General features: G+C 75.1%; 18 protein-coding genes and 1 pseudogene. 10 read left to right on the forward strand and 9 right to left on the reverse strand.

Annotation, left to right across the window (positions count from 1 at the left end; all coding sequences use genetic code 11):
- Positions 1-166 precede the first annotated feature (166 nt).
- From fxsA to AC07BS_RS33790, 5 genes are all read right to left on the reverse strand, one after another.
- Positions 167-730, reverse strand: a complete 564-nt coding sequence (fxsA, locus tag AC07BS_RS33770) for an FxsA family membrane protein (protein WP_478644301.1) — start codon at positions 728-730, stop codon at positions 167-169.
- A gap of 54 nt (positions 731-784) precedes the next feature.
- Positions 785-1,564 (reverse strand): polyprenol monophosphomannose synthase, encoded by a 780-nt coding sequence (locus AC07BS_RS33775; RefSeq protein WP_478935426.1) that lies wholly within the window; start codon positions 1,562-1,564, stop codon positions 785-787.
- Positions 1,561-3,243 carry an apolipoprotein N-acyltransferase gene (gene lnt / locus AC07BS_RS33780; protein WP_478935427.1) on the reverse strand — a complete coding sequence of 561 codons (1,683 nt, stop codon included), beginning with the start codon at positions 3,241-3,243 and terminating at the stop codon, positions 1,561-1,563. The genes AC07BS_RS33775 and lnt overlap by 4 nt, the downstream gene beginning before the upstream one ends.
- Positions 3,244-3,743: 500 nt before the next feature.
- Positions 3,744-5,366: an amidohydrolase gene (locus AC07BS_RS33785; RefSeq protein WP_478935428.1), complete on the reverse strand. Its 1,623-nt coding sequence runs from the start codon at positions 5,364-5,366 to the stop codon at positions 3,744-3,746.
- Positions 5,367-5,433: 67 nt separating this feature from the next.
- Complete coding sequence (locus AC07BS_RS33790) at positions 5,434-5,877, reverse strand: Lrp/AsnC family transcriptional regulator (protein ID WP_030365423.1); 444 nt, start codon at positions 5,875-5,877, stop codon at positions 5,434-5,436.
- Positions 5,878-6,072: 195 nt separating this feature from the next.
- Here AC07BS_RS33790 and AC07BS_RS33795 point away from each other — a divergent pair, with 195 nt between their 5' ends.
- A complete protein-coding gene (locus tag AC07BS_RS33795; RefSeq protein ID WP_478644313.1) occupies positions 6,073-6,444 on the forward strand; it encodes a hypothetical protein in 372 nt (123 codons plus the stop codon).
- Between the two features lie 95 nt (positions 6,445-6,539).
- Here the strand turns inward: AC07BS_RS33795 and AC07BS_RS33800 are convergent, their stop codons facing one another.
- Entirely contained in the window at positions 6,540-7,712 is a 1,173-nt protein-coding gene (locus AC07BS_RS33800; protein ID WP_478935429.1) for an acyl-CoA dehydrogenase family protein, read from the reverse strand.
- Positions 7,713-8,009: 297 nt separating this feature from the next.
- Between AC07BS_RS33800 and AC07BS_RS33805 the strand changes: the two genes are divergently transcribed.
- From AC07BS_RS33805 to AC07BS_RS33820, 4 genes and pseudogenes are all read left to right on the forward strand, one after another.
- A complete protein-coding gene (locus tag AC07BS_RS33805) occupies positions 8,010-9,242 on the forward strand; it encodes a glycoside hydrolase family 18 protein (protein WP_478644319.1) in 1,233 nt (410 codons plus the stop codon).
- Positions 9,243-9,305: 63 nt separating this feature from the next.
- Positions 9,306-9,941 (forward strand): annotated as a pseudogene (gene dhaL, locus AC07BS_RS33810) (dihydroxyacetone kinase subunit DhaL); the annotation flags it as partial.
- 33 nt (positions 9,942-9,974) lie between these two features.
- The gene (locus tag AC07BS_RS33815; protein ID WP_478935446.1) at positions 9,975-10,415 is read left to right on the forward strand and encodes a PTS-dependent dihydroxyacetone kinase phosphotransferase subunit DhaM; all 441 of its coding nucleotides are present in this window, start codon (positions 9,975-9,977) and stop codon (positions 10,413-10,415) included.
- Between the two features lie 185 nt (positions 10,416-10,600).
- Positions 10,601-11,767: a PP2C family protein-serine/threonine phosphatase gene (locus tag AC07BS_RS33820; RefSeq protein ID WP_478935430.1), complete on the forward strand. Its 1,167-nt coding sequence runs from the start codon at positions 10,601-10,603 to the stop codon at positions 11,765-11,767.
- Positions 11,768-11,822: 55 nt separating this feature from the next.
- Here AC07BS_RS33820 and AC07BS_RS33825 read toward each other — a convergent pair whose 3' ends face one another.
- Positions 11,823-12,566, reverse strand: a complete 744-nt coding sequence (locus AC07BS_RS33825; protein ID WP_478644325.1) for a PIG-L deacetylase family protein — start codon at positions 12,564-12,566, stop codon at positions 11,823-11,825.
- Between the two features lie 152 nt (positions 12,567-12,718).
- On the opposite strand from AC07BS_RS33825, the gene AC07BS_RS33830 reads away from it, so the two are divergent.
- Genes AC07BS_RS33830 through AC07BS_RS33840 form a run of 3 tightly spaced genes read left to right on the forward strand, consistent with a single transcriptional unit; the run spans position 12,719 to position 15,651 of the window.
- The gene (locus AC07BS_RS33830; RefSeq protein ID WP_478644328.1) at positions 12,719-13,780 is read left to right on the forward strand and encodes an ABC transporter substrate-binding protein; all 1,062 of its coding nucleotides are present in this window, start codon (positions 12,719-12,721) and stop codon (positions 13,778-13,780) included.
- Complete coding sequence (locus AC07BS_RS33835; protein ID WP_478935431.1) at positions 13,781-14,857, forward strand: FecCD family ABC transporter permease; 1,077 nt, start codon at positions 13,781-13,783, stop codon at positions 14,855-14,857. It abuts the gene before it with no gap.
- Positions 14,854-15,651 (forward strand): ABC transporter ATP-binding protein, encoded by a 798-nt coding sequence (locus AC07BS_RS33840; protein WP_478935432.1) that lies wholly within the window; start codon positions 14,854-14,856, stop codon positions 15,649-15,651. Before AC07BS_RS33835 ends, AC07BS_RS33840 begins: the two co-directional genes overlap by 4 nt.
- Here AC07BS_RS33840 and AC07BS_RS33845 read toward each other — a convergent pair.
- Positions 15,644-16,624 carry an L-tyrosine/L-tryptophan isonitrile synthase family protein gene (locus tag AC07BS_RS33845; RefSeq protein ID WP_478644336.1) on the reverse strand — a complete coding sequence of 327 codons (981 nt, stop codon included), beginning with the start codon at positions 16,622-16,624 and terminating at the stop codon, positions 15,644-15,646. The genes AC07BS_RS33840 and AC07BS_RS33845 overlap by 8 nt on opposite strands.
- A gap of 7 nt (positions 16,625-16,631) precedes the next feature.
- Positions 16,632-17,909 (reverse strand): cytochrome P450 family protein, encoded by a 1,278-nt coding sequence (locus AC07BS_RS33850; protein WP_478935433.1) that lies wholly within the window; start codon positions 17,907-17,909, stop codon positions 16,632-16,634.
- Positions 17,910-18,149: 240 nt separating this feature from the next.
- On the opposite strand from AC07BS_RS33850, the gene AC07BS_RS33855 reads away from it, so the two are divergent.
- Together AC07BS_RS33855 and AC07BS_RS33860 are read left to right on the forward strand one after the other, a co-directional pair.
- Positions 18,150-18,383: a hypothetical protein gene (locus AC07BS_RS33855; RefSeq protein WP_478644342.1), complete on the forward strand. Its 234-nt coding sequence runs from the start codon at positions 18,150-18,152 to the stop codon at positions 18,381-18,383.
- Positions 18,383-20,231 (forward strand): heavy metal translocating P-type ATPase (locus AC07BS_RS33860; protein ID WP_478935434.1); only part of this gene is annotated, 1,849 nt, incomplete at its 3' end. The genes AC07BS_RS33855 and AC07BS_RS33860, both read left to right, overlap by 1 nt.

Genomic DNA, 20,231 nt, shown 5'->3' on the forward strand with positions numbered 1-20,231 from the left:
CCCCCCCCCCCCCCCCCCCCCCCCCCCCCCCCCCCCCCCCCCCCCCCCCCCCCCCCCCCCCCCCCCCCCCCCCCCCCCCCCCCCCCCCCCCCCGGGCCCTTGTCCGTCGTGTGGGAAGTGTCGTGTGGGAAGTACCCCGGCCGACGTGCGTGACGTGCGGGAAGCGTCAGCGCGGCAGCTGCGGGTCGTCGTGCCGGGGCGCGGGCGGCGCGTCCTCGCGGATCACCTCGCCCTGGACCACCTTGCCGTCGCCGAAGGACGTCCGGGCCCGCTCGGCCTGCTGGAAGGCGTCGCCCAGGGGGCCGGCGCCCGGCCCCCGCAGCCACCGCCCCGCCGTGCGGCGCAGCGGCGTCCGGGTGGGCGGGAAGAGACACAGCAGCCCGGCCACGTCGGAGAGCAGGCCCGGCACCATCAGCAGCAGGCCGCCCAGCATGGTCAGGGCGTTCCCGCCGCCCTCCGCCGGCTCCGAGGAGTCGCCCGGTGCCTGGAGGCCGGCGGTGAGCCGCTGCCAGGCCCGGCGGCCGGCCCGCTTGATCACGTACGAGCCGGCGACCACGCCCGCGACCAGCAGGAGGAAGACCGTCAGCCCGCCCGCCGCGCCGGCCACCAGGGTCAGCAGCCAGACCTCCAGCACCACCCAGACCGCCACCACCAGAGGAACGATCCTGCGGGCCTTGCCCCGCTTCGGCGGCCCGCTGTTCACCGTCTGCTGCTGCGCTCCGAACGTCATGCCTCAAGTGTGCCCGGACGGCGGCGGAACGGGCGGTGCGGACTTATCGGGGCCTTACGGCCGCGGGTCCCGCTGGTCCTTGCCCAGGACCTTGGCGGCCCGGGAGCCCACGCCCCAGGAGGTGACGCGCCAGAGGGCCTCGGCGACGATGTCGCGGCTCATCTTGCTGTCGCCCAGCTCGCGCTCGACGAAGGTGATGGGCACCTCCACCACATGGAAGCCGGCCTTCACCGCGCGCCAGGCCAGGTCGACCTGGAAGCAGTAGCCCTGGGAGGCGACCTCCTCCATGCCCAGCCCCTCCAGGGTCTCCTTGCGGAAGGCCCGGAAGCCGCCGGTGACGTCGCGGATCGGCACGTCGAGCATCAGGCGGGAGTACGTGGAGCCGCCGCGGGAGAGGATCTCGCGCGACTTCGGCCAGTTCACCACCCGGCCGCCGGGCACCCAGCGCGAGCCGAGCACCAGGTCGGCGCCCTTGAGCGCGGTCAGCAGCCGGGGCAGCTCCTCGGGCTGGTGGGAGCCGTCGGCGTCCATCTCCACCAGCACGCCGTAGCCGTTGTCCAGACCCCAGCGGAAGCCCGCCAGATAGGCGGCGCCCAGCCCCTCCTTGCCCTTGCGGTGCAGCACCTTGACGTGGTCGTCGTCGGCGGCCACCTCGTCCGCGAGCTTGCCGGTGCCGTCGGGGCTGTTGTCGTCGGCGACCAGGACGTGCGCCTCCGGCACCGCCTCCCGCACCCGGCCGACGATGGGCTTGATGTTCTCCGCCTCGTTGTAGGTCGGAATGATCACCAAGGTCGTGCCGAGCGGACCGTATCTCCGCTGACCACCGTCGTTCACAGCTGGCCCTTCTTGTCCATCGTCTCTTCGGTTCCCTCCGGCCGGACCCGACGGCCGGTCAGGACCGCGGCGCCGCAGGACAGAAGCCCCACGATAGCGAGCGCCCATTCGGGGCCCGCACCCACGCGGTCGGCGAGCGTCGTCCCGTCCCTCAGCGGCACCCGCGCGGTGATGACGTCGCGGGTGAACTCCTCGCTCCGCTGGAGCACCCGGCCGTCCGGCGACACGACGGCGCTGATGCCGCTCGTGGCGGCGGTCACCACGGCCCGGCCGTGCTCCACCGCCCGCAGCCGGGACATCGCCAGCTGCTGCTCGGGCTGGCCGGTGCGGCCGTAGGTGGCGTTGTTCGTCTGGACGACCAGGAGCCGGGCGCCGGCCGTGACGGTCTCGCGGACGATCTCGTCGTAGGCGACCTCGAAGCAGATGACGTCGCCCAGCCGGGCCGGGCCGAGCGTGAGCACGCCGGTGCGGTCGCCGGGGTAGAAGTCGCGGGGGACGCGCTGGAGCCGGGTGATGACCTTGCTCAGCTGGGCCCTGAAGGGCACGTACTCGCCGAACGGCACCGGGTGCTGCTTGGCGTAGGAGGCGCCGGGGCCGGTGCGCGGGTCCCAGACGATGCCCTTGTTGTCGATGTAGCCCGGCTTGCCCGGGTGGTCGATCAGGGCGCCCACCAGGACCGGCACGCCGACGGCCTTCACCGCCTCCTCGATCCGGTCACGGGCCTCGGGGTACTGGAAGGGGTCCAGGTCGGAGGAGTTCTCGGGCCAGATCACCAGGTCCGGCCGGCGCGTCTTGCCGGCCTTGATGTCCCGGGCCAGCTGGAGCGTCGCGTCGACGTGGTTGTCGAGGATCATCATCGGGCGGCCGAGGAAGTTCATGCCCGGGTTCTGCACGTTGCCCTGGACGATCGCGATGTCCACGGTGTCGTCCGCCGCCGTCGGCACCGGCACGGCGTACCCCGCCAGGCCCACCGCCAGCGCGAGGGCCGCCGCCTCCACGGCGGGCAGCGCCGCGCGCACCGTGCGCGGGCCGGCGGAGCGCAGCCGGTACGCGGCGACCGCCGCGTACGCCAGCAGACCGCCCGCCAGGGCCACGGCGAAGCTCACCAGCGGGGCGCCGCCGAGGGCGGCGAGCGGGGTGAAGGGCGAGCCGGTGTTGGCGAAGGCCAGCCGTCCCCACGGGAAACCCCCGAACGGCAGCCGGTCCCGCGCCCACTCCTGGGCGATCCACAGGCAGGCGCCCCACACCGGCCACGCGGGCAGCCGCGAGGTCTTCGCGAGCCCGGCCCCGAGCAGGGCCACGAACAGCGCCTCGGCTATCGACAGGCCCACCACCGCGTCGTAGCCGACCACCCGCAGCCAGCGCAGCAGGACGAAGAAGAAGGGCAGCGCGAAGACGAACCCCGTCCAGGCGCCCTGGCGGGCCGTGCGCCCGCGGGTCAGCAGCGCCAGCGCCGCGACGGCCAGGACGGACAGCGGCCACACGCCGTACGGCGGGAAGGCGGCCGCCAGCGCCACGCCGCCGGCGGCGGCCAGGGCGCTGCGGGGCGCCTCCCGGCGGGCGAGCCGGGCCAGGCGCGTGAGCCGGCCGGGACGGGCGGGCGAGGCGGACTCGCGGGGCGCGCCGGCCGCCGCGGGGGGCGCGGCGGTCTCTGGGGTGGTTTCGGGGCCCGAGGGCACGGTCGGCGGCCTTCCTGGAGCGTGAGGGGACTGAGCTGACCGTACCTCGCTCCGGGCGGCCCGCGGCCCGCCGGGTGTACCGGAGGGGGGCCGCCGGGAAAGCGGAATGGGGGCCCGGCGTCCTTCGGGCCGGCCTGGGATCCGCTGGCTGCGCATCGCCCGAGAGCCGTTGTCTACTGAACGTCCGGGCCCCACCCGGGTCACACCTGCCGGCCTGCCGGAAACCCGCCCCCGCCCCTCGTGCGCTGGACCTGGCTCCCAGTGGCGGCGCGCCTTCCCGGCGCCCCGTCCCATGGCCCAGCGGCGTGCGACGACTGCGTGGGGGTTCCCCGGCCGGACGTCCTGTGGTGGACAGCGGAGAACCTACCGGCCGCCGCCCGGACCGTGTCAACACCCCCGCGACCTGCGCGCCTCCGCCGAATCAGCAGGTCAGTACGGGGCGCCACGGCGTGCCGCGACCGGCCCGGGGGCATCGTTCGGCGGTATCACGTCCCGCCGCGTCACTCGTTCGGGCGCGCGTGGACCGTGCGCCCGCCGACGACGGTGCGCAGGCAGACCGGCAGCGGGGTGCCGGGGGTGAGATCGGGCAGGCCGGGCGTACCCGAGCGGGGGTCGGTGGACCAGTTGGCGACCCGGTCGTCGGGCACCTGCACCACCAGGTCGCCGGTCTCCCACACCGCGTAGTCGGCGGGCGCGCCCGGCACCAGCACGCCCGCGTCGTCGCGGCCGATCGCGCGCCAGCCGCCCCGGGTGTGGGCGGTGAACGCGGCGCGCACCGAGACCCGGTGCTCCGGCGTGCGGTGGAAGGCGGCGGCCCGGACGGTGCCCCAGGGGTCGAGGGGGGTGACGGGGCTGTCGGAGCCCAGGGCGAGCGGCACGCCCGCCCGCAGCAGGGCGGCGTACGGGTTGAGGCCCCGCGCCCGCTCGCGGCCCAGGCGCTCGGCGTACATACCCTCCTCGCCGCCCCACGCGGCGTCGAAGGCGGGCTGGACCGAGGCGGTCAGCGCGAACTCGGCGAACGCGGCGATCAGCTCGGGCGAGAGCATCTCCGCGTGCTCGACACGGTGCCGCGCGGCCCGCACCCGGGCGAGGCCGAGCCGGTCGGCGGCGGCCCGTACGCCCTCGACGACGGTGGACAGGGCGGCGTCGCCGATGGCGTGGAAGCCGGCCTGGATGCCCGCCTCGGTGCAGGCGGCGACATGGGCGGCGACGGCCGCGGCGTCGAGGTGGGCGGTGCCGGTGGCGCCCGGCGCGTCGGCGTAGGGCTCGTGGAGGCAGGCGGTGTGCGAGCCGAGGGAGCCGTCGGCGAAGAGGTCGCCCGCCGCGCCGATCGCGCCGAGCCCGCGGATCCGGTCGGCCTCCGCGGCGGAGGTGATCGCCTCGGCCCAGTAGCCGGTGACCCGGGGGCCGGGCTCCTCGGCGGCCAGCCGCAGCAGCCCGGTGAGGTCGTCCTCGCCGGAGATCTCGGGCCCGGCGCACTCGTGGACCGAGCCGATGCCCAGGGAGGCCGCGCGGGCCAGCGCCGCCCGCTGCGCCTCGGTGCGCTGGGCGGGGGTGAGGGCGTCGTGCGCGGCGGCGCGCACGGCGTGGTGGGCGGCGCCGGTCAGGGGCGCGTCGGGGGCGTACCCCGGCAGGTCGCGGACGCCCGGCACGAGGTCGAGCAGCGCCGTGGTGACCACGGCCGAGTGGACGTCGGCGCGGGTGAGGTAGAGCGGGCGGCCGCCGGTGGCCTCGTCGAGCTCCCGGCGGGACGGGGGCCGGCGCCCGGGCCAGGCGCTGGCGTCCCAGCCGTGCCCGAGCAGCACCCGGTCGTGCGGCCGGGTCGCGGCGTGCGCCCGCACCCGCTCCAGCGCGCCGGCGAGCGTGGCCACGCCGGTGAGGTCGAGGCCGGTCAGGGCGAGGCCGGTGGCGGTGGTGTGCACATGGGCGTCGGTGAACGCGGGGGTGACGAGCGCCCCGCGCAGGTCGACGACCTCGTCGACGCCGTCGGCGAAGGAGTCGGCGGCGCCTTCGGAGCCGACCCAGGAGACGCTGTCGCCCTCCACGATCATCGCGGTGGCGAAGGGGTCGGCGGGACTGTAGACGGTGCCGTTGCGCAGCAGCACGGTGGTGGGCTCGCTCATGAGGGTCAGTCTCTCCCCCGCCCCGCCCCTCGCCTAAACCGGGGGCGGGCCCCCGGCCCGCGTGGCGTCAGCCCACCCGCGGTGGCCGTGCCTCGTACGGCGTCGAGAGGACGATCGTCGTCCGGGTGGACACCCCGGCCAGCGAGCGGATCCGCGCCAGCAGGTGCTCCAGCTCCAGCGGCGTGGCCACGCGCACCTTGAGGATGTAGTTCTCGTCGCCCGCCACGCTGTGGCACGCCTCGATCTCGGGGATCTCGGCGAGCCGGTCCGCGATGTCGTCCGGCGCGCTCGGGTCGAACGGCTTCACCGAGATGAACGCGGTCAGGGGCAGCCCGACGGCCTCGGGGTCGACCACCGCCGCGTATCCGCGGATGACGCCGCGTTGTTCGAGCCGGCGCACCCGCTGGTGCACCGCCGAGGTGGACAGGCCAGTGGCCTTGCCCAGGTCGGTATAGCTCATCCGCCCGTCCTTGACGAGCAGTTCCACGATCTCTCTGTCCAACTCCTCCACGCGGATCAACCTACTGGGTCATGGCGCGCCCGGCACAGTCGGCGGTACCGCAGGCGCACAACCCCTGTGACAAATGCCACAGGCGTGCACCCGTGTCCTCCCGGGCGCCGCGATTACCAGGCTCTCCAATAGGGAAGTGCTTGCTGTGGCCGAGGCCGGGAGGCCTGGCCGGCCCATCCGAGGGGGAGAAAGACTATGCCCAGCCTGGAACGCCTGGAGAACGACGGCGAAGGCGGCCTGTACGACGCCGACACCTATGAGATGTTCCGGGTGACGTGCCCGGACTGCGCGCGGCCCATCGGGCTGCTCGCCGACGAGGACGTCCTGCCGGAGCACGCGCTGTGCCCGTCTCCGTGGAATCCGTTCGGTCTCACGGTCTGCCCGGGGTCCGGACGCGGCGTGGAGGACGCCACCCCGGCCGACGAGTCCCTGGACTCCCAGGAGCTGGACGCGGCCCTGCTGCTCACGCTGCCGGAGAGCCTCGACTGGCGGACGCAGCCCTTCTCCCACGTCGGCGGTCCGGGCTCGCGCCCGCGCCGCGTCCCGGAGATGCGCCGCGCCTCCTGAGAGCCGCGCCTCCCGGCCCCGTACGCGCACCGGCCCGGCGGGACGGCCCCCGCGCGGGGTGCCGCCGGCCGCCGGGCCGGGCGCGTGGGCGCGGGTCAGCGGGACTCGGGGCCCAGGAGGTGCCGGGCGACGACCATCCGCTGGATCTGGTTGGTGCCCTCGACGATCTGGAGGACCTTGGCCTCGCGCATGTAGCGCTCGGCGGGGAAGTCCGCGGTGTAGCCGTAGCCGCCCATCAGCTGCACGGCGTCGGTGGTGACGCGCATCGCGGCGTCGGTGCAGAACAGCTTGGCCATGGCCGCCTCGCGGGAGAACGGCCTGCCCGCGTCGCGCAGCCGGGCGGCGGCCAGGTAGAGGGCGCGGCCGGCCTCGATCTGGGTGGCCATGTCCGCGACCATGAAGCGCAGGCCCTGGAAGTCGCCGATCGGGCGGCCGAACTGCCGCCGCTCGGCGACGAACGCGCGCGCCTGGTCCAGCGCGGCCTGGGCGACGCCGATCGCGCACGCGGCGATGCCCAGCCGCCCGGAGTCGAGGGCGGAGAGCGCGATGGTGAAGCCCTGCCCCTCCTCGCCGATCCGGCGGGAGTCCGGCACCCGCACGCCGTCGAAGTGCAGCTGGGCCGTGGGCGATCCCTTCATGCCCATCTTCCGCTCCGGCGGCGCGGCCGTGAGGCCGGGCGCGTCACCGGGCACGAGGAAGGCGGTGATGCCGTGCGCCCCCTCACCGCCGGTGCGGGCGAGGACGGTGTAGAAGTCGGCGACCCCGCCGTGGGTGATCCACGCCTTGGTGCCCTCCAGGGTCCAGGTGTCGCCCGAGCGCGTGGCGCGGGTGCGCAGGGAGGCCGCGTCGGAGCCCGAGGAGGGCTCGGACAGGCAGTAGGCGCCCAGGAGTCCGCCGCCGAGCATGGCGGGCAGGTGTTCGGCGCGCTGCTCCTTGGTGCCGTAGCCGGCGAGGGCGTGGCAGGCGAGGGTGTGCACGCTGACGCCCAGGCCCACCGTGAGCCGGGCCGCGGCGAGCTCCTCCAGGACCTGGAGGTAGACCTCGTAGGGCTGGTCCCCGCCGCCGAACTCCTCGGCGTAGGGCAGTGCCAGCAGTCCCGAGGCGGAGAGCAGGCGGAAGAGGTCGCGGGGGAAGCTCCCGGCGTCCTCCTCCTCGGCCGCGTGCGGGGCGATCTCCCGCTGGACCAGATCCCGTACGAGCGAGATCAGGTCGCGGGCCTCCTCGGTGGGCAGCTGACGCTCCACCGGCTGCGGGCCGTGATCGGTCATGACGGCGGCTCTCCTCCCTGTCGGGCGCTGCGGCGACGGACGCCAAGGGTGTCGGCGACCGCGCCGGTCGATGCCCAGCCGAAGGTCCCCTGCCGGGTCGCGGAATGCGGTGACCTGCGGTTGTGACGGTTGGAGTATGCCCGGTGGAGGGCGTGGTGTCACGGGTTCTTCGATCTTGAATTCGAGTGGCATTTGGTCCGAACCATTGACCGTATTGGTCTAGTCCTTCTACGGTTTCCCCACCGTTCAACGCGTCCATGTCAAGCGAGCTCTCCCCACCCCACCGAGGAGACCCCCATGCCCAGAACGCACGGACACCACCCCCGCACCCTGCTCACCGCTGCCGCCGCCGGCGCCGCCCTCCTCGCGAGCAGCCTCGTGGCGAGCCCGGCCACCGCGGACGACAGCACGGACGAGACGGCCGCCGGCCACCGCGTCGTCGGCTACTTCACCAACTGGGGCGTCTACGAGCGCGACTACCACGTGAAGAACATCGAGACCTCCGGCTCGGCGGCGAAGCTCACGCACATCAACTACGCCTTCGGCAACGTCACCGGCGGCAAGTGCGCGATCGGCGACGCCTACGCCGACTACGACAAGGCCTACGACGCCGCCGGCAGCGTCGACGGCAAGGCCGACACCTGGGACGCCGGCGCCCTGCGCGGCAACTTCAACCAGCTGCGCAAGCTCAAGAAGGCGCACCCGGGCCTGAAGGTCGTCTGGTCCTTCGGCGGCTGGACCTGGTCCGGCGGCTTCGGCGAGGCGGCGAAGAACCCGGCCGCGTTCGCCGAGTCCTGTCACAACCTCGTCGAGGACCCGCGCTGGGCCGATGTGTTCGACGGTATCGACATCGACTGGGAGTACCCCAACGCCTGCGGCCTGACCTGCGACACCAGCGGACGCACCGCCTTCCGCGACCTGATGGCCGCGCTGCGCTCCCGCTTCGGCTCCAAGAACCTCGTCACGGCCGCCATCACCGCCGACGCCTCCGCCGGCGGCAAGATCGACGCCGTCGACTACGCGGGCGCCGCACGCTACGTCGACTGGTACAACCCCATGACGTACGACTACTTCGGCGCCTGGGAGGCCAAGGGCCCCACCGCCCCGCACTCCCCGCTCACCGCCTACACCGGCATACCCAAGGCGGGCTTCGACACCGACTCCACCATCACCAGGCTCAAGTCCCTGGGCATCCCGTCCTCCAAACTGCTCCTGGGCCTGGGCTTCTACGGCCGCGGCTGGACCGGCGTCACCCAGGCGGCCCCCGGCGGCACGGCCACCGGCCCCGCCAAGGGCCGCTACGAGGCCGGCTTCGAGGACTACAAGGTGCTGAGGACCACCTGCCCGGCCAACGGCACGGTGGGCGGCACCGCCTGGGCCAAGTGCGGCAACGACTGGTGGAGTTACGACACGCCCGCCACCGTCGCCGGGAAGATGGCCTACAAGAACCGGCAGAACCTCGGCGGGACGTTCTTCTGGGAGCTCAGCGGCGACACCGCGAACGGCGAGCTCATCAAGGCGATCGACTGATCCGCGGTCATGGGCGGCCGAACTACCCTGAACGGACCCGAGCCGCACAAGGAGCCGCCGCCCATGACCGTCACGCTCGACCTGGCCTTCTTCCAGCGCTTCCTCGACCGCGCGACCCGCGTGATCATCGGTGCCGCCCCGCACCTGACCGAGCTCGACGCCGCCATCGGCGACGCCGACCACGGCGCCAACCTCAAGCGCGGCTTCACCTCCGCCGCCGACGCCGTCGCCGCCGAACCGCCCGCCACCCCGGGCGCCCTGCTGACCGCCGTCGGCACGCACCTCACCAACACCGTCGGCGGCGCCTCGGGACCGCTCTACGGCACGGTCCTGCGCCGCATGGGGAAGATCCTGGGCGAGGAGCCCGTCGTCGAACCCGCCGTGCTGGGCCGGGCGCTGGCCGCGGCCGTGGCGAGCGTCCGGCGGCTCGGCGACTCCGCGCCCGGCGACAAGACCATGGTCGACGCGCTCCAGCCGGCCGCCGACGCCTACGCCGAGGCCCTCGGGCACGGGGACGTGGCCGCCGCGCTCGACGCCGCCGCGCACGCGGCCCGGGCGGGCGCCGACGCCACGGTCCCGCTGCGGGCCCGGCGCGGGCGGGCGAGCTACCTCGGCGACCGCAGCATCGGCCACGAGGACCCCGGCGCCGCCTCCTCCGCCCTGCTGATCACCGCGCTGTACGAGGCCACGGACCCGGCGCTGTGCGCGGCCGCGCCGGATCCGGCGGAGTCGGTGGACACGGCGGAGGCCCCGGCGGCCGACCCGGCCGAGCGGGCGCCCCGGCGGGTCGGCGTCGTCCTCGTCTCGCACAGCCGCGAGGTCGCCGAGTCCACCGCGGCCCTCGCCAGGGCCCTGGTCGGCACGGGCGACCCGGCCCCGGCCGTACCGGCGGGCGGACGGCCCGACGGGGGCATCGGCACCGACGCCGGGCTGGTCCGCCGGGCGGTGGCGGAGGCCGACCGGGGCGCCGGCGTGGTCGCGCTGTGCGACATGGGCAGCGCCGTGCTCACCGTCCGGACGCTGCTGGACAACAAGGAGCTCGGGAACACGCGCATCGCGGACGCGCCGTTCGTGGAAGGGGCCGTGGCGGCGGTGGTCACGGCGTCGGCCGGCGGCGACCTCGACGCCGTCCTCGCGGCGACCGCCGACGCCCGGACGTACCGCAAGCTCTGACGGCGCGCGCCCGGCGGCAGCCGGCGCCGGGGCGTCAAGCCCCGGCGTCAGCACGGGTGTCCGGAAACCACCGGACGGACCGCCGCGACACGGCGGCGGCCGCCACGCATTCGCCGCGAAAGTCTGGAAACGTCTACGAGGTCCCCTCGTCCCGTCATCCGACCCGGCCCGGAGGTCCCGCCGCGGTGTCGCGCACGCTGTCGCTGTCCGGCAGATGGCCCTTCGTCCTGCTCCTGGCCTATCTCCTGATCATCGTGGTCGTCGACCTGGTGACGCCCTCGAACCTGCGGCTGGACATGTACGCCGCCCTCGCGCCCGTCTCCGCCGCCGCCCTGTGCACCTACCGGCAGACCGTCTTCATCGGCGTCCTCGACTTCTGCCTGATGGCGGCCCACCACGGCGTCCTGCCCGGCGACGCGCCCCTGGTCAACCGCGCCGGCTCCGTCGTGGGCAACGCCCTCATGGTCGGTGTGAGCATCGCCGTGGCCCGGCTGCGCCGGGAGACGGAGGAACTGCTGGAACGGGTGCGGGACACCGGCGAGGCCGCGCAGCGGGCCCTGCTGCGGCCGCTGCCGCTGCGCACCCGCGGCATGGTCGTGGACGGCTTCTACGTCTCCTCCCAGCGGGAGGCGCTGGTGGGCGGCGACATCTACGAGGTGCTCGACACCCCGTACGGCACCCGGGTGCTGATCGGCGACGTACGGGGCAAGGGGCTCGGCACGCTGGGGGCGGGGGCCGCGGTGCTGACGGCGTTCCGGGAGGCGGCGTACCACCGGCGCGGCCTGGACGGCGGGGTGGTGGCGATGGAGCAGGGGCTGTCCCGCTACCACCGGTCGCGCGAGTACCAGTCGAGCGCGCGGGACCCGCACGCCACCGAGGAGTTCGTGACGGCGCTGGTCATCGGGGCGGATCCGGACGGCGCCGACCCGGACGAGGAGGCGCGGGCCGCCACCCCGGGGGACGCCGCGGTGCTCGTCGTCGACTGCGGCCACCCCGCGCCGTTCATGATCGGGGCGGACGGCGGCGTACGGGAACTGGAACCGCCCGAGCCGGGGCTGCCGCTGGGGCTGGGCGAGCTGGCCGCCGCGCCCCGCCCGGCCCGGCGGGTCGCGCTGCCCGCCGACTGCCGGGTGCTGGCCTGCACCGACGGGGTGACCGAGGCGCGGGGCGCGGACGGCGGCTTCTACCCGCTGGCCGAACGGCTGGGCACCTGGGCCGGCCTGCCCACCCCCGAGCTCCTGGACCGGCTGCGGGCCGACCTGGCCGCGCACACCGGCGGCAGGCTCCAGGACGACGTGGCCGTGCTGGTGATGGAACGCGCCCCGGCGGCGCGCCGGACGGTCGGCGCGTGAGCCCGGCCATGGCGTCGGTCGTGGCGTCGACCGTGGTGTCGGTCGTGGCGTCGCCTCAGCCGTTGACGAGCAGCTCGAAGGCCACGCCCGGGCGGCCCCCGAACCGTTCGGCGACGGCCGCCGTGCTGGTTCCGAGGAAGTTCCGGCAGTAGTGCTCCGGGTCCTCCTCGGTCAGCGACCGGATGTAGGTGCTGTGGCACAGGAGGGACGCGACCGCCCGCTCGAACCCGGGCCGGGCGTCGACCGCGTGGGTGGGCCGGGGCGAGCCCGCGACGGCCACGTAGCGCACGCCCTTCCACGGCGGCAGCCCGTCCTCGACGAGGTCGGGGAAGATCCAGCGGTTGCCCGCGTCGGCGACGGCGTCCAGCGCCGCACGGCCCACGGCCCGGTGGTCCGGCGTGTTCCAGGAGACCGCGCCGCCCCAGGACCAGGTGTCGTGGTGGTTGAGGAGGAGCACCAGCTCCGGGCGGTGCCGGCGGATGGCGGCGGCGAACTCACGGCGCAGCTGGACGCCGTACTCGATGACACCGTCGAGGTGACCGAGGAACTCCACGGCGGTGACCCCCACGGCGGCCGCCGAGGCCCGCTGCTCGCGCTCGCGCAGCGGCGCGGCCTCCTCCGGTCCGATCCCGTCGATGCCCGCCTCGCCGAAGGAGGCCAGCAGGTAGGAGCACTCACGGCCCTCGGCGGTCCAGGTGGCGACGGCCGCCGACGCGCCGTACTCGAGGTCGTCGGGGTGGGCGACGATGGCCAGGGCCCGCCGCCAGTCGGCGGGCATCTCCGCGAGCTGCTCGGTCATGGCGGGCAGCGTATGCGTCCTTCCGTGCCCTTTTCCCCACTCCACTTCGCGACACGCGGGAACTCGGCCGACGCGCCGTCCGACTATCTGATCCGGGGCCGCCCGGCGGCCCCCCGTGAACGCGATGACGTCCGATCCTGGAGTGTTGACTGATGCGCCCTCGTGCGTGGTGCGGTGTGCTGACCGCTGTGGCCCTTTCCGTGACCGCCTGTGGCGGCGGTGAGGGGAAGAAGGCCGACGACGCGGGAGCGACGGCGGCCGGCGCGGCCGGCTTCCCGGTGAGCGTCTCCGACTGCATGGGCGCCAGGACGACGTTCGACGCGCCGCCGAAGCGGATCGTCACCAGCAACGCCGCCGGCCTGGAGCTGCTGCTGTGGCTGGGCGCGGGCGACAAGGTCGCCGGGACGGGCTTCCCGCCCGGCAAGGGCGCCCTGCCCGGCGCCTACGCGGAGGCCGGCGCCAAGGTGCCGGTGCTGGGGCGGACCGTAATCCCCAAGGAGAAGCTGCTGGGCTCCGGCGCCGACCTGTACCTCGACTCCTTCTCGTCCATGAAGAACATGGGCAAGATGGGCGACGCCCCCACGGCGGAGGAGTTCAAGGCCGCCGGCATCCGGCACGTCTTCCTGAAGTCGTCCGCCTGCGCCGCGATGAACAAGTCCCCCCGCACCGACCTGTCCGGCATCGAGGCCGACATCGAGGAGCTCGGCAAGGTGACCGGCACCTCGAAGCGGGCCGGCGAGCTCGTCACCGGCATGCGCCGGAAGACCGGCGAGGTGCGGGAGGCGCTCAAGGACGTGCCCGAGGACAAGCGGCCGACCTACTTCCTCTTCGACTTCGACGCCGGCACCAAGCAGCCGATGGCCGTGTGCAACCGCCAGGTCGCCAACGCCGTGATCACCCAGGCCGGCGGCCGCAACGTCTTCGCCGACTGCGACGGCGACTTCAAGCCCGTCGGCTGGGAGGACGTCGTCGCGAAGAACCCGGACTTCATCCAGCTGGCCGTCCGCAACCGCGGCAGCGAGGAGGCCAACGCCAAGGCCTTCGACGAGGCCGCCGAGTTCCTGAAGTCCTTCCCCGCCACCAAGGACCTCAAGGCCGTCCAGGAGGGCCGCTTCCTGCGCATCCGCTCCGAGGCGACCACGATCGGCGGAGTGCGCAGCGCGGACACCGTACGGGAGATCGCGCACACGCTGCACCCGGACCGGGTGAAGTAGATGACGGCGCTCACCACCGCCGGCGAGGCGGAGGAGGAGCGGGAGCGGGGGGTACGCGCGGTGGGCGCCGGCTGGGCCGGCGCCGCGCTGGGCATCGCCCTGCTGGCCGCCCTGACCGCGTCGGTGTGCCTGGGCTCCACCTCGGTGCCGCTCGACGAGGTGTGGTCGGCCGTGGCGCGCGGCGTCACCGGCCAGGACCCCGCGCCCGGCACCCAGGACCTGATCGTGTGGCGGCTGCGGGTGCCGCGCGCCCTGCTGGCGGCCGTGGTGGGCGCCGGACTGGGCCTGGTCGGCACCGCCGTCCAGGCCCTGGTCCGCAACCCGCTGGCCGACCCCTATCTGCTGGGCATCTCCAGCGGGGCGTCGCTGGGCGCCGTCTCGGCGATCGTGCTGGGCGCCGGCGCCGGCGGGGCGCTGGGGCTCGGCCTGTCCTCGGCGGCCTTCGTCGGGGCGCTGGCGTCGTTCACCCTGGTGTGGACGTTCGCCCGGCGCGGGGGCGGCTTCCGGCCGCTGCGGCTGGTGCTGGCCGGGGTGGGCATCGGGCAGTTCCTGTCCGGCTTCACCCACTACCTGGTGCTCCAGACGGGGGACGAGCAGCAGACGCACGGCGCGCTGTTCTGGCTGATGGGCTCCCTGGGCGGCGCCCAGTGGTCCACCCTCGCCCTGCCGGCCGCGGCGACCGTCCTGGCCACGGCCGTCCTGCTGGCCCGGGCACGGCCGCTCAACGCCATGCTGATGGGCGACGAGACCGCCGCCGGGCTGGGCGTGGACGTCACCCGGCTGCGCCGCGAACTGTTCGTGGTCACCAGCCTGCTGACCGGCGTCCTGGTCTCCGTGTCCGGGGCCATCGGCTTCGTGGGGCTGATGGTGCCGCACGCCTGCCGCATGCTCGTGGGCGGCGACCACCGCCGGCTGCTGCCGGTGTCCGCGCTCTTCGGTGCCGTCCTGCTGACGGTCGTCGACCTGGTGGCACGCACCGCGCTGCCCGACCAGGAGCTGCCGGTGGGCGTGGTCACCTCGCTGATCGGCGCCCCCGCGCTGCTGTACCTGCTGGACCGACGTCTGGAGCGGCCGTGAGGATCGCCATCGAAGGACTCGAGGTGAGGCTGTCCGGGCGGACGGTGGTCTCCGGGGTCGACCTGCTCGCCGAGGACGGCGAGATCGCCGGGCTCGTGGGGCCCAACGGCAGCGGCAAGTCCACCGTGCTGCGTACCGTCTACCGGCATCTGGCCCCGCACGCCGGCCGGGTGCTCGTCGGCGGTACGGACATCCGCCGGCTGACGCCCGTCGAGTCCGCGCGCCAGGTCGCGGCGCTCCCCCAGGAGCGCGGCACCGACTTCGAGCTGTCCGTCCGCGAGGTCGTCGCCATGGGCCGCACGCCCTACAAGCGGGCCTTCGCGGGCGACGACGCGGCGGACCGGGACACGGCCGCCGGCGCGCTGGCGCGGGTGGGCATGGCGCACGCGGCCCGGCGCCGCTTCTCCGCGCTGTCGGGCGGGGAACGGCAGCGGGTGCTGCTGGCGCGGGCGCTGGCCCAGGACCCGAAGGTGCTGGTGCTCGACGAGCCGACGAACCACCTGGACGTCCGGCACCAGGTGGAGCTGCTGGCCCTGCTGCGCGAGCAGCGCCGTACGACCCTGCTCGCGCTGCACGACCTCAACGCGGCCGCCTCCGTCTGCGACCGGCTGCACGTACTGCACGGCGGGGCGGTGGTGGCCTCGGGCACGCCGCGCGAGGTGCTCACCCCCGCGCTGCTGGCCGAGGTCTTCGGGGTACGGGCCGCGGTCGTCGAGCATCCGCTGACCGGCGACCCGCTGATCGCCTTCGACCACCGGGCGCCGGCCTCCGTGGAGGTGGCGGCGGTCAGCTGAGCGCCGCCGCCTCCGCGCTCTCGTAGTGGCTGGGCCGCCCGTCGCGCAGGACGAGGCGGCCCAGCCTCTCGGCGTCCGCGCGGCGCATCAGCCGGGCCGCTCCCCCGGGTCCGCGCAGCACGGCGGTGTGCCAGGGCGTGGCCCACGCGTCGGCCGTCTCCAGCAGCCGGATGCCGAACTTCGCGGCCCCCGTCGGCTGGGGGTGGATGGACAGCCGCACCGACCGGGGGTGGCAGTCGGCGATCAGGTCGCCCCAGGCCCGGCTGCGGGCGATGACCCCGTAGGCCCGCTCGCGGCACGCGCGCTGGAGGGCCGAGCGGGTGCCGGTGAACTCCGCCGTGTCCTCGACGAGGAAGCGGGTGATGCCCCGGTAGAGGCGCGCGGTCTCGTCGTCGGTGCGGACCGTCGCGCGCAGGGACTCCAGGGAGGGCGCGTAGGCCTCGGTGACCAGGGCGCGCTTGGTGTCGTAGTCCGCCTCGCCGTGGACCTGCCGGAGGTCGAAGGTGTCCAGGTGGCGCAGGCCCTGATCGCGGATCAGGGCGCGCAGCGCGTCGCCGTAGGCGTCGATGTGGGCGTCGGGGACGTCGATGAGGTCGCCGAAGATGTGGCCGTCGGAGCAGATGATCATGCGCGCGCCCGGCGCGTATATCTCCCCGATGCGGGCGCACAGCCGGTCGAGGAAGGCCAGCGAGAGCCGTTCGCCCTCGTCGGGCAGGTGCCCGAGGACCTTGGCCGGGTTCGGCGACTTGCAGGGGAAGCCGGGGAGGGTGAAGAGGACCGGCTCGCCCACCGCGGTGAACCGGCGTATCTGGCCCAGCTGTTCCGGGTGGGCGGCCGGGTCGCGCACGGGCTCCCCGGTGGTGCGCTGGTACGGCAGGAGCAGTTCGAGGACGCGGGCCTCGACGCCGGTTCCGGCGTGAGCCGGGACGGGAGGAGCCGGGACGGGGGGCGCGGTCAGGGTGCTGTGGGTCATGCGGCGGTCATCCACGGGTACGGGGGCACACGGGCCGGTCGAAGGCGACGGGGAGTTCGGCCGTGCCACGGCCGAGGACGGCGGGGATCCAGCGCAGCTCGTCCTCGCCGACGGCCGGCCGCAGGCCCGGCAGTCGGGCGAGGAGGGTGCCGAGGGCGACCTGGAGCTCGACGCGCGCCAGGGCGGCGCCCGGGCAGAAGTGGACGCCATGCCCGAAGGCCAGGTGCGGTCCCTGGGCCCGGTCCAGGTCGAGGGTGTCCGGGTCGGGGAAGCGCTCGGGGTCGCGGTTGGCGGCACAGAGCGAGACGATCACGGAGTCGCCGGCGGGGACGCGGGTGCCGTGCAGATCGGCGTCCTCGGCCAGGAACCGCCAGGTGGTCAGCTCGAAGGCGCTGTCCAGGCGCATGAGTTCCTCGACGGCGGCCGGCATCAGCTCCGGTTCGGCGCGCAGGCGTTCCAGTGCCTCGGGGTGGCGGAAGAGGGACACCAGGGCGGTGGTGATCTGGTTGGTGACGGGCTCCTGACCGGCCACCAGCAGCTGGAAGATCATGGAGTCCAGCTCCTCCTGGCTCAGCTCCCCCTCGTCGCGGGCGGCGACCAGACGGCTGAGGAGACCGTCCCCGGGGTGCTCGCGCCGGTCGGCGACGACCTCGGCGATGTAGTCCTGCAGCCCGCGCAGCAGCGCCTCGTAGGCCGGGCGGCCGGGATCGGTGGGGCCGACCGGCGCCACGACGCCGCCCCACTCGCGGCGGAAGCGCGCGGCCAGGTACGGCGGCAGCCCGATGGTCCCGGCGAGGACCTGGAAGGGGAAGCGGGCGGCGAAGCACCGCACGAGGTCGGCCGTGCCGGCGTCACCGGGCGGCGTGTCACCGGGCGACGCGTCACCGAGCATCTCGTCGACGAGGGCGTCGGCCATCTCCTGGAAGCGCGGCCGCAGCTCCTCGACCCGGCGCGGCGCGAACGCGTCGGTGATCAGACGGCGCATCGCGGTGTGCTTCGGCGCGTCCTGGTGCAGCAGGTGCACCTGCAACTGCGAGTGCTGGGGCTCGGGCATGATCGAGGCGCGTTCGCGCCAGCGATCGTTGCCGAGCGCGTGGTTCTTGCCCAGCCGGGGGTCCGCCAGCGTCCGCTGCGCGGCGGCGTGCCCGGTGACCAGCCAGGCCGTCACCCCACTGGGGAACAGCACCCGGTGGACGGGGCCGGCGGCACGCATCCGCTCGTACAGCGGGTACGGGTCGCGCTTGTACTCGGGGCCGTACAGGGGGACGGGGTCGGGCAGCGACACGGTGGGGCTCTCCTCGCGAAGTCGTGGACCCCCAGGAAGTCGTACGGGACGTGGGGCCAGTTCCCGGCTGTTCGCACGGCCGTGCGGAACGGTGGAAGGGCCGTGCGGAACGGTGCCGCGATCTCTGGGTAGTCGGGTGCGGGGGCCCGCTGGTTCCCGGGTGCGAAAGGGATAATCCTCACGCGCCGGGGAGGAGGCGAGCGCGACCCCGGGCGGCTCGCGGCGTGTCACGATGCGGCGATGACCGCACGTCGACCACGCCCCCCTCTCCGTCCGTACGCCACCCTCACCGGTTTCGTGCTGCTGCTGGCCGCCGTCTTCGGCGTGTCCTACGCGGTGGGCTCGGCGGCCGGCCCCGTGTCGCCCGGCATGCACCGCACCGGCGGTGACGGCGGCTCCGGACCGGGCGCCGGTTCCGGTGGGGACGGGGACGGCATGCCGGGGATGCCGGGCATGCCGGGGATGAGGCACTGATGACCACGACGAGCACGACGCCCGCGACGACGGACCCCGCCCTCCTGACGACGGAGCTGATCGTCGGCGGGATGACCTGCGCGGCCTGCGTGGCCCGCATCGAGAAGAAGGTCGGCCGGCTGGACGGGGTGAGCGCCACCGTCAACCTCGCCACCGGACGGGCCCGGGTCAGCCACCCGCCGTCCGTGACCGTCGCCGACCTGGTGGCCGTGATCGAGGGCGCGGGCTTCACCGCCGCACCGCCCGAGCCCCCGGCGCCCGACGCCCCGGCGGAGGAGGAGAACGGCAGGCCCGACGCGCCGGCGCTCACCCGGCTGGCCGTCACCGCCACGCTGGCGGTGCCCGTCCTGGTGCTGTCGATGGTGCCCGCCCTGCAGTTCCGCAACTGGCAGTGGCTGTGCTTCGCCCTGGCCTCGCCGGTGGCCGTGTGGGGCTCGTGGCCGTTCCACCAGCGGGCGCTGCGCGGTCTGAAGCACGCGGCCGCCACCATGGACACCCTCGTCTCCCTCGGCGTCCTGGCCTCGTACCTCTGGTCGGCGTACGCGCTCTTCCTCGGCGGCGCCGGGGAGCCGGGCATGACGATGCCGTTCACGCTGGTGCCCTCGGCGATGGGCGACACGGCGGACGTGTACCTGGAGGCCGTCGTCGGCGTGCCGCTGTTCGTCCTGACGGGCCGGCTGCTCGAAGCGCGGGCCCGCCGCGGCACCGGCTCGGCGCTGCGGGCGCTCGCCGCGCTCGCCGCCAAGGACGTGGTCCTGCGGGACGGCGACGGCACCGAGCGCCGCGTACCGATCGAACGGCTGCGGGTCGGCGACGTCTTCGTCGTCCGGCCCGGCGAACGGGTCGCCACCGACGGCGTCGTCGTCGCGGGCAGCTCGGCGCTGGACCTGTCGCTGGTGACGGGCGAGAGCGCACCGGTGGAGGCCGGGCCGGGCTCGGCCGTCGTCGGCGGCGCGGTGAACTCCGGCGGCCTGCTGGAGGTCCGGGCCGCGGCGGTCGGCGCGGACACCCGGCTCGCCCGGATCGCCCGGCTGGTGGAGGAGGCACAGGCGGGCAAGGCCCGGGTGCAGCGTGTCGCGGACGCGGTCGCGGGCGTCTTCGTACCGGCCGTGCTGACCGTGGCCGTCACCGTCCTCGGCTTCTGGCTGGGCGCGGGCGCGGCCCCGCAGGCGGCGATCACCGCGGCGGTCGCGGTGCTCGTGGTCGCCTGCCCGTGCGCGCTGGGCCTGGCCACCCCGACCGCCCTGCTGGCCGCCACCGGCCGCGGCGCGGGCCTGGGCATCCTGGTCAGCGGCCCGCAGGCCCTGGAGGGCCTGCGCCGCGTGGACACCGTCGTCCTCGACAAGACCGGCACCCTGACGACCGGCTCGATGACGGTCACGGAGACAGCGGGCGACGCGGAGGCGCTGCGCCTCGCGGCGGCGGCGGAGGCCGGCTCGGAACACCCGGTGGGCCGCGCGATCGTCTCCGACGCGCGGGAGCGGCTCTCCGACCCCCTGCCGCCCGCGACGGACTTCATGGCGACGGCGGGCGTGGGCGTACGGGCCCGGGTGGAGGGCCACGTGGTGGAGGTGCTCAACCCGGAGGCCGGCGGTTGGGGCGGAGCGGCGGAGGGGGACTCCGCCGGGGCCGGCACGACGGACGGGGCCGGGGTCGGCAGCGCCACGCCCGGGGCTGAGCCCGAGGCCGGCACCACGCCCGGGGCCGACACGACGGACGGGGCCGGGGCTGAGGCCGGGGCCGGCACGACAGGCGGGGCCGGGGTCGGCAGCGCCACGCCCGGGGCTGAGCCCGAGGCCGGCACCACGCCCGGGGCCGACACGACGGACGGGGCCGGGGCTGAGGCCG

It is taken from the genome of Streptomyces sp. NPDC044063 (assembly GCF_056434285.1).

What these genes read in the sequence shown, in the direction of transcription:
- fxsA (WP_478644301.1), bottom strand. Translation starts at nt 730, where the DNA reads ATGACGTTCGGAGCGCAGCAGCAGACGGTGAACAGCGGGCCGCCGAAG.
- AC07BS_RS33785 (WP_478935428.1), bottom strand. Translation starts at nt 5,366, where the DNA reads ATGAGCGAGCCCACCACCGTGCTGCTGCGCAACGGCACCGTCTACAGT.
- AC07BS_RS33795 (WP_478644313.1), top strand. Translation starts at nt 6,073, where the DNA reads ATGCCCAGCCTGGAACGCCTGGAGAACGACGGCGAAGGCGGCCTGTAC.
- AC07BS_RS33800 (WP_478935429.1), bottom strand. Translation starts at nt 7,712, where the DNA reads ATGACCGATCACGGCCCGCAGCCGGTGGAGCGTCAGCTGCCCACCGAG.
- AC07BS_RS33805 (WP_478644319.1), top strand. Translation starts at nt 8,010, where the DNA reads ATGCCCAGAACGCACGGACACCACCCCCGCACCCTGCTCACCGCTGCC.
- AC07BS_RS33825 (WP_478644325.1), bottom strand. Translation starts at nt 12,566, where the DNA reads ATGACCGAGCAGCTCGCGGAGATGCCCGCCGACTGGCGGCGGGCCCTG.
- AC07BS_RS33830 (WP_478644328.1), top strand. Translation starts at nt 12,719, where the DNA reads ATGCGCCCTCGTGCGTGGTGCGGTGTGCTGACCGCTGTGGCCCTTTCC.
- AC07BS_RS33835 (WP_478935431.1), top strand. Translation starts at nt 13,781, where the DNA reads ATGACGGCGCTCACCACCGCCGGCGAGGCGGAGGAGGAGCGGGAGCGG.
- AC07BS_RS33845 (WP_478644336.1), bottom strand. Translation starts at nt 16,624, where the DNA reads ATGACCCACAGCACCCTGACCGCGCCCCCCGTCCCGGCTCCTCCCGTC.
- AC07BS_RS33855 (WP_478644342.1), top strand. Translation starts at nt 18,150, where the DNA reads ATGACCGCACGTCGACCACGCCCCCCTCTCCGTCCGTACGCCACCCTC.